The following is a 14053-nucleotide window of genomic DNA, read 5'->3' as shown; positions in this document are numbered from 1 at the left end:
GGAGAGAATCGCCGCTTCTAGTTTCGGTGACTCGATTGGACGGGAACCTTGGGACATTTCGAACGAGATCGATTGACGATGACGAGAATCCCTCTCGGTATTGAGCTGCCCCCCCCCCTCGCGCTCTTGAGCAAAAATCTAAAATACGCCCATGGGATTTGGGTCCCCTTCTCCAAGGCGTTCTCATGGAGTGCGTCGAGCCCCAATGGGCCGAACGACTGCACGGTGCCCCTTTCAATTCCTATAGCCAATACTGCGTAGTTGAGGGTTCTTCGCTCGTCTGGGTCGTGAATGCGCTTACAGGTGAAGCGCACGAGGCAATCGTCGAACGCCTTCTGAATGCTGCGGATTTGCGGATAAAGAAGCTCGATCTTCCCTTGGCATTTGGAGCTCCTTGTCGAGATGAGCTATCTCGCCGTGATCTTGTTGACATGGTTTATACCGGCGACGCGCAGCGATTCACCCTGAGGTTTGTCTCCCCTGCCGCATTCAAAAGCGGCGGGGCCTATCAAAACATTCCGAATATGCGTCTCGTCTACCAAAACCTCCTCATGCATTACGGCCAGGTGTTCGATGCCGACCATGAAGCGGATGCCGGAACGGTCGACTATCTTGTTTCTCGCACGCGCATAGTGAGATACAGTCTACGCTCCCAAGGATTTGCTCTGTCCGGCAAAAATATCCCGGCGTTCATGGGGACGATGACGGTCAAGGTCGAGGGCCCTCAGCCTTTGAAGGGACTGGCAGGCATGCTTTTCCACTTCGGGCGTTTCGCCGGAATAGGGATCAAAACTTCGATGGGGATGGGAGGTTTGCTTGTAGAGTGAATGAGGAGAAGCTCAAATTAATTTACGGTGCATTGCTGCACGATGTCGGCAAAATTGTTTATCGAGGCTCCTCGGCTCAAGGGACTCATTCGAAACTCGGTGCCGATTTCATCGCGGGGATCGTTCCCGAAGGGGATCCCCTGCGGAATGAGGTGGTGGATCAAATCAGATACCATCATGCTCGCGAACTGAAAGGGGCGCCGCTCACGTCGGATTCCTTGGCCTACCTCACGTACTTTGCCGACAACATAAGTGCTGGAATAGATCGCAAGGAGGAGGGAGGGGACTCCGGGTTCGATAGGGAGGCCAAGCTTCGTCGGGTTTTCAATATCGTCGCAGGGCATCATGACGATAGCGTTGTAGAACACGAGGATTACAATGCCATTCGCGAGAGGATCAAGAGGGAGTTCGCTGGCTTCGCTCTTGAGGAAGGCCGCATAGGGTCGCTGATCAACCTTTTTGAGGCGACGTGCGACCGTGTGCCCTCTTCGACCAACAAAGCCGAGCTCGTAGATGTCTCTCTGTTCGATCATGCGAAGACTACCGCGGCTCTTGCCGCATGCCTGTACGACTATTTGTCGGCTGTTGGCGTTGAGGATTACCGCTCTATCCTGTTCAATGGGGAAAAGGCATCTGCTTATTACGATAAGCAGATGTTCCTTCTCTGGTCCTGCGATTTGAGCGGCATCCAAAGCTTCATCTACCAAATAAGCGGATCGGGTGCGCTGAAGCAATTGCGAGCGCGATCCTTCTATTTGGAAATCCTCCTCGAACACTGCATGGATGAACTGCTGGCTCGCCTCGATCTGACCCGATGCAATTTGCTGTACACGGGAGGAGGCCACGCATATGCCCTCTTTCCGAACACCGAAAAGGCGAAAAGCCAGATCGAGGCGTTCTCCTCCGAACTCGGGGCATGGCTTATGGAGCGCTTCAGAACGGATTTGTTCTGCGCGTGCGCGTTTGTTCCCTGTTCGGCGAACGATCTGATGAACAAAGAGGGAACGAGCAGGGGATCGAAGCGCTATCGCTTGCTGTACAAGGACTTGGGTGACAAACTCTCCGCGATAAAGAGGAGTCGCTATACGGCAGAGGAGATTGCGAAACTCAATTTCGCAAGCCGTCGCGAGTGGGACCATACGCGCGAGTGCAAGGAGTGCCATCGCAGCGACGCCGAGATACGCGAGGGCGATGGGCTGTGCCCGCTTTGCGGGGCTCTTGGAACCATCTCGCCGAAGCTGGTGAGAAAGAGCGTCTTCGTCGTCTCCTCCGAAGGCGAGCTTGAATTGCCCTTCGGTTGCTGGTTGAGCGTGTTTAGCCGTGATGAGTATCGCGCGGAAAGGCCCGATGCGATTCGCATCTACACCAAGGAGTGGGATACCGGCGATGCCTTGGCGACCCATATATGGATGGGGGATTACACGGCCGATCAGCATGGCAGGGGGATCGGCGACTACGCGGAAAGCGGAATCAGCCTCGAAGAGGGCAAGGGGATAGAGCGCCTTGGCGTGCTGAGGGCCGACGTGGACAACCTCGGCATGATCTTCTCGAGCGGGTTGCCGGACGACAAGATATCCATCAGCCGCACCACGGCGTTGAGCCGGTCGCTCAGCTACTTCTTCAAGCAGAGGATAAACGGCATCTTGGACGAGGGCGGCTACCGGGCGCAGATCATCTATTCGGGTGGTGACGACCTGTTCCTGATCGGCAATTGGAGCGATGTCATCTATGCGGCGTTGGATATCCGCAAGGCCCTCGATGATTTCACGGGCAACGGGGTTTTGACCATAAGCGCGGGTTTGGGGATGTACGATCCTCGATACCCCCTTGCGCGCATGGCATCCGAGGTGGGGGAGCTGGAGGATGCCGCCAAGGGCCATGATGGCAAAAACGCCCTAGCTATCTGGGATAAGGGAAACGTCTTCAGCTGGGATGAGTTCGAAGGCGGCGTATGCGGGAAACTGGGCGAGATCAAGAGCGCGTTCGAGTGCAACGACAAGGGGAAATCCTTTATCTACCGACTGCTTGATTTGCTGCGGGATTTGGACAACCCCATTTCCGTTCCGAGGTTGGCTTACCTGTTGGCGCGGAGCTTCGAGGACGATAAGGAGCGCGGGGCGGAAATCAGCAAGCGGTTCTTCGAGTGGGCGCTTGACGAGGGCGAGCGCAGGTGCCTGGTGACCGCGCTCGAATGGTATGTGTACAGCATCCGGGAAAGGGGCTAGGACATGGCCGAACGGGAACAACCCACGTTGCTTTTCAACAACGGTGGGAAGCTTTATTCGCTTGCGGAGGGCGCCTATGCCGATTACGCGAAGAAGCTGATGGAAGCAGAAGCGGGAAGGAATGACAGGAAAGGGTTGTTCGGCGGTCTTACCACGACGAAGCTTCGTGGGATATATGCCCATATCGTAAACCTGTATACGAAAATAGACGATCAGGAAGCTTTCGCGAAATCGAAGGGCGATATCCAATACCTCAAAGTCAAACTCGCATATGAGGCCGGCAGGATGAGGGAGGTCAAAGATTTCCTCGACAAAACGCATCTCATGGACATGCTGGATCGGGTGAATGCGTACGACGAGTACCTTCTGTATTGCCGCTATGCCGAAAGCCTTGTGGCGTTCTTCAAGTTCTACGGCGGAAAGGAGTAAGCGATGGCTTTCACCGCAACCAAGATAAAGATAACGGGGATAATCGAAGTGAAGACCGGGTTGCATATCGGCGGGGACGCGTCGTTTTCCGCCATTGGGGCGATCGACCTTCCCGTGGTGCGCGATCCGCTGACACGCGGCCCCGTCATTCCGGGCAGCACGCTCAAAGGCAAGCTGCGCACCCTGCTCGCCCGCCAGTTCGGCTCCCTTCCCGCGAAGGGGGTTGCGGGTTTCGAAAGCGATGCGGTTGAGGTACTGCGCTTGTTCGGGTCGAGCAAAAAGGGATCGGATGCTGCGGGGACGGGCATCCAACAAAGCCGATTGATGTTCAAAGACGCTTTCCTCGTCAATAAGGATGCGTTGCCCCAGACATTCGAAACCAAGTTCGAAAACACCATCGACCGTTTGACGGCGGTGGCCAACCCCCGTCAAATCGAGCGGGTTGTCCGCGGTGCCAAATTCGATTTGGAGATCGTCTACAACGTCGAGAATGCTGACCAGATAGAGAAGGATTTCGAAAATATTCAGCTTGCGTTCGACTTGCTGCGCAACGATTATTTGGGCGGCGGGGGAACCCGCGGCAACGGGCGGGTTGATCTGACGGATATCGAAGCGCAGGTTGCAACGGGGGATCTCGCGACGGCGATACCGGAGCTGCGATGAGGACCCGGCTGGTTAAACTGAGCTTCGCTGCTCCTGTCCATTTCGGTGCTGGGCGTCTTTCGGATGGGGAATGCGCGTGTTCGGCCGATACGCTGTTCAGCGCCTTGTTCATCGAGGCGCTAGGGCAGGACGCGTCGGAGGATCTGCTGCGGGCGGTTCGTTCCGGCGGCTTTTTGATCAGCGATGCGTTTCCTTGGATCGGCGATACGCACTACCTTCCCAAGCCCTTCGCGGCTCCTGCTTCGATGGGCGGAGAGCGTGTCGAAGGGGTCGATTCTGCGGCGAAGAAGGCGTTCAAGAAGCTTCGCTATGTGCCTTGGGATTCGTACGGCTCTTACTTCGACGGTTCTTTGGATGCCGTCGAGGCATTGCGGGCATTGCGAGAGGGGCTTGGCGCGGGAGGGGTCGTCAGCAAGGTCAACCTGCAACGGGAAGATCGCGATGAGGCGGAACCGTATCATGTCGGCGGGTTCCGCTTCGGCGAGGATGCGGGGCTTTATTTTCTCGCGCAAGGGGATTACGGGTTCGAGCCGCTTCTTGAAACGCTGAGCTGCAGCGGCCTTGGCGGCAAGCGCTCGTCGGGTTATGGACGCTTCGAATACGAAGTGCGGGATTGTGACGGCTTCATATCGTGCGAAGGCATTCCGACAGGAATGCGCGTTTTGCTGTCCTCGGCTGCGCCTACTGCGGATGAGCTGTCCGACGAACTCTTGCGGGGCGCGTCGTGTTCGCTGGTGAAGCGGTCCGGATTCGTCCAGTCGCAAAATTACGCGCCAATGCCGTTGAAGAAGCGCGACTTCTTCGTCTTCGATGCTGGATCGACGTTCGAAATGGCGTTTTCCGGGGATGTGTTCGACGTTTCCGTCGGCGGCGCCCATCCGGTTTGGCGCTACGCCAAGGCGATGTGGATGGAGGGATAGCGCGTGGCCATAAGGCGGTACCAAGTTGCTTTGACGGTGATCGGACCCGTGCATATCGGCACGGGGCGTACGATCGGGAAGAAGGATTATTTCCTGCAGAAGGGGAAGATCTGCGTTTTGGATGCGGCTCGGTTCGTCGAGCGCCTTTCCCCGCAGCAGGTGGGCGAGTACTGCGCGTTTCTCGAAGGCGATTCGCGGAGCGGTCTTGAAGATTTTCTATCTCGGCATGGCGAATTGCGAAAAGCGGCGCAGGACGCTTGCGCCTACCAGTTAGATACAGGGCTTTCTAAAACCAGGCAGGGGAAGTTGCAGTATCTTGAAGCGGCCGAATTCGTCAAGGATTCCTACGGCTGCCCTTACGTGCCCGGTTCGAGCTTTAAGGGCATGCTGCGGACAGCGTTGCTGGCGGCTGTTATCGGAAGGGATCCCGAAACATTCGTCCGGGCGATGAAGGATGGCTGGCGAGGTCGCGATTGGCGAAGAAGTGCGAACGCGGATGCTTCCCTCAATAAGAAAGCGCTGTGGGTCGAGCGGCCGGATGAAAGCGATGCGGGATTTGCCTGCGACATCATGCGCTATGTGTCGGTTTCAGATTCCGATCCGCTGAGCGTGAGCGATCTGGCATTCGTGAAGAAGTACGACAGGTTCTCGAAGGGGGATCGCGCGGAGCATAAGCGCCGCATGGGAAACCAATCCATAGGCGATATAACCGACGGAAACGAGCTGAACATCTACCGGGAGTGCTTGAAGCCGGGTACGGTTGTCTCGTTACGTCTGGATGTTGATGAGCGCATCGACGAGTACCTTCCGTTTTCCCTTGATGCCGAGCATGTAGGGGATGTTTTCAAGCGATTCGAAGAGCGCTACCGGGCCTGCTTCGCAGATCATTTCGATTACGAGATGGGCGGCGAAGGAGATTCTCGCGGGCTGGTATCGGACGGTCGATGCCGTTATGTTGCGTCGAACGGTTTACGATGTCGCAATGGCGCAGTGGCCGAAAGCGGTTACTGCAACGTGCATAAGGATGAAGCGCCCCGGTCTACAGGGGTGGAAGCCATCTGCTATCTGGGCGGCGGAGTGGATTTCGACAGCAAGACCGTGCTCAATGCGCTCTACCGCGATGAAGGCGAGCGGCTGCATGAGATATCCCATGTCCTCTACAAGCAATTCCCGACTAGGATCGACCGGGATTTTGCCAGTGGGCGACATCGGGCTTTATGGGGAAGGGTCGAGGCGGAGGGGTTTGGCCCTCAGCCAATGAAGGCTCTCTTCAAGGGGCGAGGGCGTTTGCAAAAAGCCAAAGACGACCATCGCCACTGGATGGATCAGGACCTCGGGGTGTCGCCGCATACCTTGAAGCTGGGGAAGGTGGATGGCGCATTGCTTCCGATGGGCCGATGCACCGTGAAGATCGAAAATACGCCGGATCGTTCGCATGCGAAGGGGGCGATGTGATGAGAATCCTCTTCTCCCCCGTCGGCACGGCGGACCCCCTCTCCACACTCGGCGATGGGCCGATGCTCCACATCGTGAGGCGGTATCGGCCCGAAAAGATCATTCTGTTCCTTTCGCCCGCCATGGCGGCTTATGAAAGCCGGGACGAACGCTACACGCGTGCGATACGGCTCTTGGCTGCCGAAATAGGGGAGTACGGGCCGGAGGTGGGCTGCATCGAATCGGCTTCGACCGAAGTGCATAGGTACGATCTTTTCATCAAGGAATTTGATGAATTGCTTGCACAGCTGGAAGAGGAAGACCCCGATGCGGAGATACTGCTCAATGTGACATCGGGGACTCCTGCCATGCAGCAGGCGCTCGTCGCCATCGATGCGTTCGGGCATCGGCGCCTGCGGGCGGTCCAGGTGGAAACACCGAGGAAGGGCATCAACGAGCCCGGGGACCGCGAGAAGGCCGACGACTACGATTTCGACACGCTTTGGGAAATGAATCCCGACAGGGAAGGGGATGCGCAGAATCGATGCCGCGAAGTGGAGTCGGCGAACTTCTCCGATCTCGTTCTCCGCGATAACATTCGGGCGTTCGTCGAAGGGTACGATTACGTTGCCGCCTTGAGGCTTGCTAAGCAATGCCGGTCGATTTCATTCCGGGCGACGACATTGATCGAAGGGTGCGTTTACCGCTCGCGCCTCGATCGCCAGCGGGCGATTCCCTGCTTCAAGGGAACGGCGTTCCCTTGCGATTCTCCCGAGACGACGGGAGCTTTGTTCGAATACCTGTCTGTGTTGGAAGTCTATCTTCAGCGCGAACAGTGGGCCGACTATCTACGGGCGATGACGCCTGCGTTGACGGAGCTGATGCTCAAGCGCGTGCGCGTCTCTATACCCGATAGAGAGTGGTTGCTGGAGCGCTCTGGTAAAATCACGAGGCGCATCGATTCCGGCAAAGTCGACCGGAATGACGACCTTAGACGAGTTTTGAAACCCAAAGGCGAGAACCCTTATGTGACGAACGGTCATCTTGCAAAGCTCATCGAGTACTTTGCGAATTCTTTGGAATACGAACCGTATAAAAAACTGCGGACATTGGAAAAGAAGGCGCGGCATCGCCTTGCGCACGAGGTGGGAAAAGTTGACAAGGCGAGTATAGAAAAAGCGGGAGGAATCTCGCTGGAGGAATCCTTGGACATCATGTTCAAGCTTGATGGATCGAAGCAGGGGCGGGGGCTCTATCGCCGAATCAACGGCGAGGTGATCCAACTCTTGCAGTGCGAGGTGCCCCGTGCATCTGTATCTCACTGAGAGCGCGGTGAAGGTTGGCCTGTCCGAGCGAAGGCTTACAATCAAGAAGGCCGACGACGGGTCGCTTATGCGCGATTTCCCCTTTGACGATGTCGAGGGGATATCGGTGTTCGGCAAGCCGCAGATCTCGACCCACCTTTTGTGCGAATGCATACGGCAGAACATGCCTGTATTGTTTTATTCCGAAGATGGACACTACTTCGGACATCTTTCATCTTTTGAGCAAGTCGATCCGTTCCGACAGAAAATGCAGATGTATCTGAGCGATGACCCGCGTTTCTGCCTTGAATGGTCGAAGCTTATCGTGAGGGCGAAGCTCTGGAACAGCCTCAGCTTGCTTCGATCATATCCGGGCATCTACTCGTTCGATGCCGAGGAGGTGCGGGGCCTGACGCATTCCCTTGAATATCTCGACGGCGCTTGCGACGTTTCCCAGGTTATGGGCTTTGAGGGAAATGGGGCAAAAGCGTATTTTAATTGTCTGCCGAAGCTGCTTGCCGACCATGACTTCGACTTTCGCGGCAGGAGCGCCCGCCCGCCGAGGGATCCTATCAATTCGATGCTGAGCTTCGGCTACAGTATATTGTTCCGCAACGTCCTCGGGGCGATCAACGCTGTGGGGTTGCACCCCTATTTTGGTTTTCTGCATGCGGTGAAGCAGGGACATGCCGCCCTTGCTTCCGATCTTGTTGAGGAGTGGCGGGCGTGGATCGTCGATCGCACGATTATCGCCTTGGTGAACGACGGGGAAGTTCTACCCTCCGACTTTTATAAAAACGAGGCGGGGGCCATCTATATGAAAAAGGAGACGATGAGGTTGCTGACTCACCGCCTGGGGGACGCCATGGTGCGAAGCGAGGTATATTTCATGGAAGGGGGAGGTAGGAGAAGGTACGGATTCCAAGCTGCGCTCCATCGCAAGGCTCTTATGCTGGTGGAGGCGATCGAGAAAAGAAACCCTATTTATTATCAGCCTTTTCTATGGTTGAAGGAAGAGGATTGATATTATGACTCGGTTAGAGGTTCGCAATCCTCGGATAGGAAAAATCAAAGGAGCCTCGCCGTCCGAGGATCGGTTTTACGTCATGGTTTTGTTTGATATTTCCGATGCGAAAAAATACAGAAGAGTTATTAGGATTTTGAAAGGCTATGGCCATAGGATACAGTATTCTGTTTTCGAAGCATATGTAAAAAGCGCTCAGATCAGGGAGTTGACAGCCAAGTTGACGAGCGTTATGGCGAGTAAGAGGTTTTACGATCCTGATGACAAGGTAAGAATTTACCGCATAGCGAGTAATTGCGAGTTGACGGTTCTCGGGAAATGCGTCGATCACGCTCCTGAAAACGATGTGTTTGTTTGAGGAATCATCTGACGATATGGCGGTTGAATGCACCTGTTTTTTTGAATACTGGGTGGCCGTGTGCAAATTTCGGTTATTATGTCAATAGGGGCAGATAACCCCAAACCCCGAGAGGGGACGAAAACTTGCCGATGCAGGACCTGGCGTCGAGGGTCATCGGGCAGATAACCCCAAACCCCGAGAGGGGACGAAAACGACTGCTTGAATTCCGCCTTGCCGTTCATCTTCCACGAAGGCAGATAACCCCAAACCCCGAGAGGGGACGAAAACCCAGTCTGCGTGCGGCCTCGGACACCGACGCGTACGGCAGATAACCCCAAACCCCGAGAGGGGACGAAAACACGTACAGCACCTTCTTGAGCATCTCCGCCATCAGTGAGGCAGATAACCCCAAACCCCGAGAGGGGACGAAAACCAATACATTCAGATTCTTAGCTAAGCGAGCAGCTTCATAGGGCAGATAACCCCAAACCCCGAGAGGGGACGAAAACCTGATTGGTTCGTGCTAGCGTTGTCACTGTGTCCTCCTTGGCAGATAACCCCAAACCCCGAGAGGGGACGAAAACGTCTACCTTTGAGACAACGCACTTGACGGTGTTGTACAGGCAGATAACCCCAAACCCCGAGAGGGGACGAAAACTCGCCCATCAATCGCATGTCTTCCTCCTTTCCACGCGGCAGATAACCCCAAACCCCGAGAGGGGACGAAAACGATCGCTAGGAACTTGAGGCATCCGTCCATTCTCCTCTCCCTGGCAGATAACCCCAAACCCCGAGAGGGGACGAAAACCTTTAACATCGGATACATCATTGCCATGGTTCCGGGCAGATAACCCCAAACCCCGAGAGGGGACGAAAACGTCGGTCGGCGACCCGGGGAGGGCATGCCCCCCAGCCGGCAGATAACCCCAAACCCCGAGAGGGGACGAAAACGATCACGTACTTGCGGCGCGGATGCGAGCCGGGCATCTTCGAGGCAGATAACCCCAAACCCCGAGAGGGGACGAAAACCATCACGAACTCGGCGACGTTGTTGCGCTCGCCGTAGAGGCAGATAACCCCAAACCCCGAGAGGGGACGAAAACTGGAGACTCTCCACACTCAACATACCACTATCAAGAAGGCAGATAACCCCAAACCCCGAGAGGGGACGAAAACGAACGGGCATCGCTATTACGATTGCAAGCCTGATCACGGCAGATAACCCCAAACCCCGAGAGGGGACGAAAACTCTGATGCATCATGTTGATATATTCCTCAGCTTCGGCAGATAACCCCAAACCCCGAGAGGGGACGAAAACTAAAAGATGAGAACTCAGCGGTCTTCTTAGATATAACAGGCAGATAACCCCAAACCCCGAGAGGGGACGAAAACGTATTGGTACTGCCACCATTCGGTGTCGGTCGAGGGAGGCAGATAACCCCAAACCCCGAGAGGGGACGAAAACCCACTATCAAGGATTTCAACAGTGACATTGCTAATCTGGGCAGATAACCCCAAACCCCGAGAGGGGACGAAAACAAACACATGAGAACGCATTTGCTGTACATCCAATAACAGGCAGATAACCCCAAACCCCGAGAGGGGACGAAAACACCACCCGTTCTCATGGGTGAAAAGCGGCTCTCCGTCTGTGGCGGCAGATAACCCCAAACCCCGAGAGGGGACGAAAACGATCACGTCGCTCACGTACTGCGGATACGCAACGTAAAGGCAGATAACCCCAAACCCCGAGAGGGGACGAAAACTGTTGGTTATCATGTGATCTCCCTTCTCAGAGGCCGGGGCGGCAGATAACCCCAAACCCCGAGAGGGGACGAAAACTAACTCGCCGTCGTCGTGGCGGTAGAGGGTAGCTTCTGGCAGATAACCCCAAACCCCGAGAGGGGACGAAAACGTCGTGACGGTCACGCCCATCGCGTCGGAAACGTCAGGCAGATAACCCCAAACCCCGAGAGGGGACGAAAATTTCTATGTGCGCGATTAACCGAAAGGGAGCGGAGGTGAAAGGATTCTTGTACGTGGTTCCGATCGGGCTTACGGTGCTCATATTCGTTGCCATGTGCTTCATGTTCGGCTGCCCCGTGCTTTTCCGGATGATAACGCCCGTCTATTCTTAAAGACGCTATGAAAGGCATCGAGTGCTCTATGGCAACCGCGGGGGAGATAGCCCCGAATTCCGAGCGAGAGGGCGAAAAAGATCATTGAGTTACTTTTGCTTGCTGCAACAAGCATTGTAGAGAGATGCTCCCAAGCCCCGAGGGGTCTTTGGTGCGGATTGCATAATCCGCGCGCATGTCATTGGTGTGCTGATTGGCGGTAGCCTTTGTGGTGCTGGGAGGGGTGCTGGGGTAAGGGGTGCGGTCTTTGCGGGATGCGTAAGCCCGGTCTTTCCGCTCGGATGCATTTCCGCTGTGCGAAGCGGCGTTCCGCACGCCTCGTGCATGCGTGCGCTTGTCCGTCCAGTGCGCGCGGGCGGCTCAGATCTTGCAAGGGGAAAGACCTGGCACCGAGCAAAAACAATCGACGTGAAGGTTCTTGAAATTCGCTTTTGACGAATAGTCGCTCACCACCTGCGTTTTCTTGCTTGTTTTTCGAGAAATTGCCCGGTTGGCTTTCCTTGGTCGATCCTAAATCCTACACATGGGCAATTTTTGCTCGAAACTCGACCATTCCATCATTAAACCAGGGTTGATGCGAACTTATATGCGCTGGATCCCGAGCCGACCTTCCTCGGGCCGGACGCTTCAGAGGGTCCTCCCCACCCGACGGGCGGGGTCTTGCTTGGCGGGCCGACCCGGCCTATGTCAATCCTGGTTTAGCGGCGGAATCGAGCCGAACCGGCGCGGATCGCGTCTTGAGCATAGACTTGCGAGATCCGTTCGCTTCTTGGATTTTTGCGAACTGGGCTTTTGCTGCCCGCGTTTCGATGTGGGGACGTCTTTCAGGGTGAAATCTATGCGCAAGACGCGATCCGCGCCGGTTCGGACGGTCTTTCCCTGCCGGGTTGCGGCTGGTGCTGGGAAGAGATTGCGCGCGTCCTTTCCTTCGGTCTTTCCAGCGCCTACGTTTTCGCGCCGAAGGGTTCGGAGCTGTTTTCGGCGGCTAGGGGCGCGCGAGCCGCTTGGCGAAGCAGACGACGCGGGCCGCCTCGACGAGGCCGGCGCTCAGATGGAAGGCCAGGCTTTCGTCGTTGCCGAGTTTGCAATCGCTTGCGAACTCGGTGCAACCGCATTCTGCTGCCCACTTCTCGCATGCGGCCAGCAGCGTGCGCCCGCATCTACGTCGACGACGCGCTTCGTCGATGTAGATGCCCTCGAGGTAGCCGAGGGGGCTTGTGCTCGTACCCTCCACGCAATCGCGACGCAGCTGGCATTGGGCGAATCCGACAGGCGAGCCTTCATCGTCGAACAACAAGAAGACGGCTGCGTCGCGGTCCGCGATCTACTCGGCGAACTCAGGCTTCAAATCCTCGGGCGAATGCGCAGGCCATAGGCACGCGGCAAGGGATGCGACGGCTTCGAGGTCGGATGGCTCGGCTTTTCGTATCATGGGCGGCTCGCTTTCGATGGCGCGGGGGATGGAGCCACGATAGCAGAAGCGCGCTCCGTTCGCTGTCGCGATCCGGTTGATAGCGGTCGGCTCTCGCCCGCCGGGCGCCCGTCCGTTGACGCTCTCGCCTCGTTGCCGCCTCGCGCTGCCTCTCGCAGTAAGCTAGCCCCTTCCTCTGCTCGCTGTCGGCTGCGCGGTCGCTCTCGCCCGTCGCTCTTGCCTACTTCGCCTTCTATCTCGGCCCCGCATCGTCGGCGGGCGCGGCTTGCGAGCATCCCGCCGTGCAGGCCGCCTCGTATCTGCTACCATGGCCGTGTCATCGTTGCACGACGGAAAGGACGGCCATGCTCACCATAGGATGCCATCTCTCAAGCGCGAAGGGCTACCTGCGCATGGCGAAAGACGCCACCTCCATCGACGCGAACACGTTCCAGTTCTTCACGCGCAATCCGCGCGGAGGGCGTGCGAAAACCATCGACCCTGCTGACGTGGCGGCATTTCACGCGTTCGCGGCCGAGCGCGGTATCTCGCGCATCCTCGCGCATGCGCCCTACACGCTGAACCCCGCCTCTGCCAAGCCGCAGACCTGCGAGTTCGCCCTGCAGGTGCTGGCCGAGGACCTTGAGCGTATGGAAGCGACGCCGCATCAGCTGTACAACATGCATCCCGGATCGCATGTGGGGCAAGGCGTGGAGGTGGGCGTCGAGAAGGTCGCGGCTGCGCTCAACGAGGTGCTGCGTCCGGGGCAGACCACCACGCTGCTTTTGGAGACGATGGCGGGGAAGGGCTCGGAGATCGGCGGGCGCTTCGAGGAGCTGGCGGCCATCATCGATCGGCTGGACGCGGACGGGCGGGTGGGCGTGTGCCTGGACACGTGCCACGTGTGGGACGCGGGATACGACATCGCGGGCGACCTCGACGGCGTGCTGGCGGAGCTCGACCGCGTGATCGGGCTCGATCGGCTGCGCGCCATCCACCTCAACGACAGCATGAACCCCTGCGGCGCGCGCAAGGACCGCCATGCGCGCATCGGCGAGGGCTGCATCGGTTTCGATGCGCTGTCGGCGGTGACGAACCATCCTCGTCTGCGCGACGTGCCGTTTTACCTGGAAACGCCGCAGGACGATCTTTCGGGCTACGCCGACGAGATCGCGCGTCTGCGCGCGGCGCGCGTAGAGGGGTAGGGAAGCGCGCGGGAGCATGTGGGATGGGACCGCGCTCGCGAGGCGGGGGCGCGGGTTGGATGCCTCTCTCAGGTTGGGAATGCGGAGTCGGATGCGCTCGGAGCGGAGCGCGCTGGGCGTCTCGCGCGCGCC

At 57.3% G+C, this 14053-nt stretch carries 11 protein-coding genes and 1 CRISPR repeat array; of the genes, 10 read left to right on the top strand and 1 reads right to left on the bottom strand.

Annotated features, from left to right (window positions below; genetic code table 11):
- Window positions 1-185: 185 nt before the first annotated feature.
- From cas6 to cas2, 9 genes are read left to right on the top strand one after another with little or no spacing between them, the layout of a single operon-like run.
- Entirely contained in the window at window positions 186-827 is a 642-nt protein-coding gene (gene cas6 / locus B5F40_RS02710) for a CRISPR system precrRNA processing endoribonuclease RAMP protein Cas6 (protein ID WP_087192841.1), read from the top strand.
- Window positions 824-3052 carry a type III-A CRISPR-associated protein Cas10/Csm1 gene (cas10, locus tag B5F40_RS02705; protein ID WP_087192840.1) on the top strand — a complete coding sequence of 743 codons (2229 nt, stop codon included), beginning with the start codon at window positions 824-826 and terminating at the stop codon, window positions 3050-3052. Before cas6 ends, cas10 begins: the two co-directional genes overlap by 4 nt.
- A 3-nt stretch (window positions 3053-3055) precedes the next feature.
- Window positions 3056-3481: a type III-A CRISPR-associated protein Csm2 gene (csm2, locus tag B5F40_RS02700; RefSeq protein ID WP_087192839.1), complete on the top strand. Its 426-nt coding sequence runs from the start codon at window positions 3056-3058 to the stop codon at window positions 3479-3481.
- Window positions 3482-3484: 3 nt separating this feature from the next.
- Entirely contained in the window at window positions 3485-4144 is a 660-nt protein-coding gene (gene csm3 / locus B5F40_RS02695; protein WP_087192838.1) for a type III-A CRISPR-associated RAMP protein Csm3, read from the top strand.
- Window positions 4141-5064: a type III-A CRISPR-associated RAMP protein Csm4 gene (gene csm4 / locus B5F40_RS02690; RefSeq protein WP_087192837.1), complete on the top strand. Its 924-nt coding sequence runs from the start codon at window positions 4141-4143 to the stop codon at window positions 5062-5064. Before csm3 ends, csm4 begins: the two co-directional genes overlap by 4 nt.
- 36 nt (window positions 5065-5100) lie before the next feature.
- A complete protein-coding gene (gene csm5, locus B5F40_RS02685) occupies window positions 5101-6519 on the top strand; it encodes a type III-A CRISPR-associated RAMP protein Csm5 (protein WP_239442879.1) in 1419 nt (472 codons plus the stop codon).
- Complete coding sequence (gene csm6 / locus B5F40_RS02680) at window positions 6519-7823, top strand: type III-A CRISPR-associated CARF protein Csm6 (RefSeq protein WP_087192835.1); 1305 nt, start codon at window positions 6519-6521, stop codon at window positions 7821-7823. The genes csm5 and csm6 overlap by 1 nt, the downstream gene beginning before the upstream one ends.
- Window positions 7804-8826: a CRISPR-associated endonuclease Cas1 gene (cas1, locus tag B5F40_RS02675; RefSeq protein WP_087192834.1), complete on the top strand. Its 1023-nt coding sequence runs from the start codon at window positions 7804-7806 to the stop codon at window positions 8824-8826. The genes csm6 and cas1 overlap by 20 nt, the downstream gene beginning before the upstream one ends.
- Window positions 8827-8830: 4 nt before the next feature.
- A complete protein-coding gene (cas2, locus tag B5F40_RS02670) occupies window positions 8831-9184 on the top strand; it encodes a CRISPR-associated endonuclease Cas2 (protein WP_087192833.1) in 354 nt (117 codons plus the stop codon).
- Between the two features lie 89 nt (window positions 9185-9273).
- A CRISPR array of direct repeats spans window positions 9274-11154; the repeat unit is 36 nt; unit sequence GGCAGATAACCCCAAACCCCGAGAGGGGACGAAAAC.
- Between the two features lie 1136 nt (window positions 11155-12290).
- Here the strand turns inward: cas2 and B5F40_RS02665 are convergent.
- Window positions 12291-12629, bottom strand: a complete 339-nt coding sequence (locus B5F40_RS02665) for a GNAT family N-acetyltransferase (RefSeq protein ID WP_342395010.1) — start codon at window positions 12627-12629, stop codon at window positions 12291-12293.
- 452 nt (window positions 12630-13081) lie between these two features.
- Here B5F40_RS02665 and B5F40_RS02660 point away from each other — a divergent pair, with 452 nt between their 5' ends.
- Window positions 13082-13921 (top strand): deoxyribonuclease IV, encoded by an 840-nt coding sequence (locus B5F40_RS02660; RefSeq protein WP_087192832.1) that lies wholly within the window; start codon window positions 13082-13084, stop codon window positions 13919-13921.
- The last annotated feature ends 132 nt before the right edge of the window (window positions 13922-14053 follow it).

The sequence above is a fragment of the Gordonibacter sp. An230 genome, assembly GCF_002159915.1.
GTDB lineage: Bacteria > Actinomycetota > Coriobacteriia > Coriobacteriales > Eggerthellaceae > Rubneribacter.
Note: the sequence above shows the minus strand (reverse complement) of the source record. Positions and strands in the feature narration are given on the sequence as shown.

Coding starts and splice junctions, on each gene's coding strand:
- cas6 (WP_087192841.1), top strand. CDS start 186: ATGGAGTGCGTCGAGCCCCAATGGGCCGAACGACTGCACGGTGCCCCT.
- csm2 (WP_087192839.1), top strand. CDS start 3,056: ATGGCCGAACGGGAACAACCCACGTTGCTTTTCAACAACGGTGGGAAG.
- cas2 (WP_087192833.1), top strand. CDS start 8,831: ATGACTCGGTTAGAGGTTCGCAATCCTCGGATAGGAAAAATCAAAGGA.
- csm6 (WP_087192835.1), top strand. CDS start 6,519: ATGAGAATCCTCTTCTCCCCCGTCGGCACGGCGGACCCCCTCTCCACA.
- csm4 (WP_087192837.1), top strand. CDS start 4,141: ATGAGGACCCGGCTGGTTAAACTGAGCTTCGCTGCTCCTGTCCATTTC.
- csm3 (WP_087192838.1), top strand. CDS start 3,485: ATGGCTTTCACCGCAACCAAGATAAAGATAACGGGGATAATCGAAGTG.
- B5F40_RS02660 (WP_087192832.1), top strand. CDS start 13,082: ATGCTCACCATAGGATGCCATCTCTCAAGCGCGAAGGGCTACCTGCGC.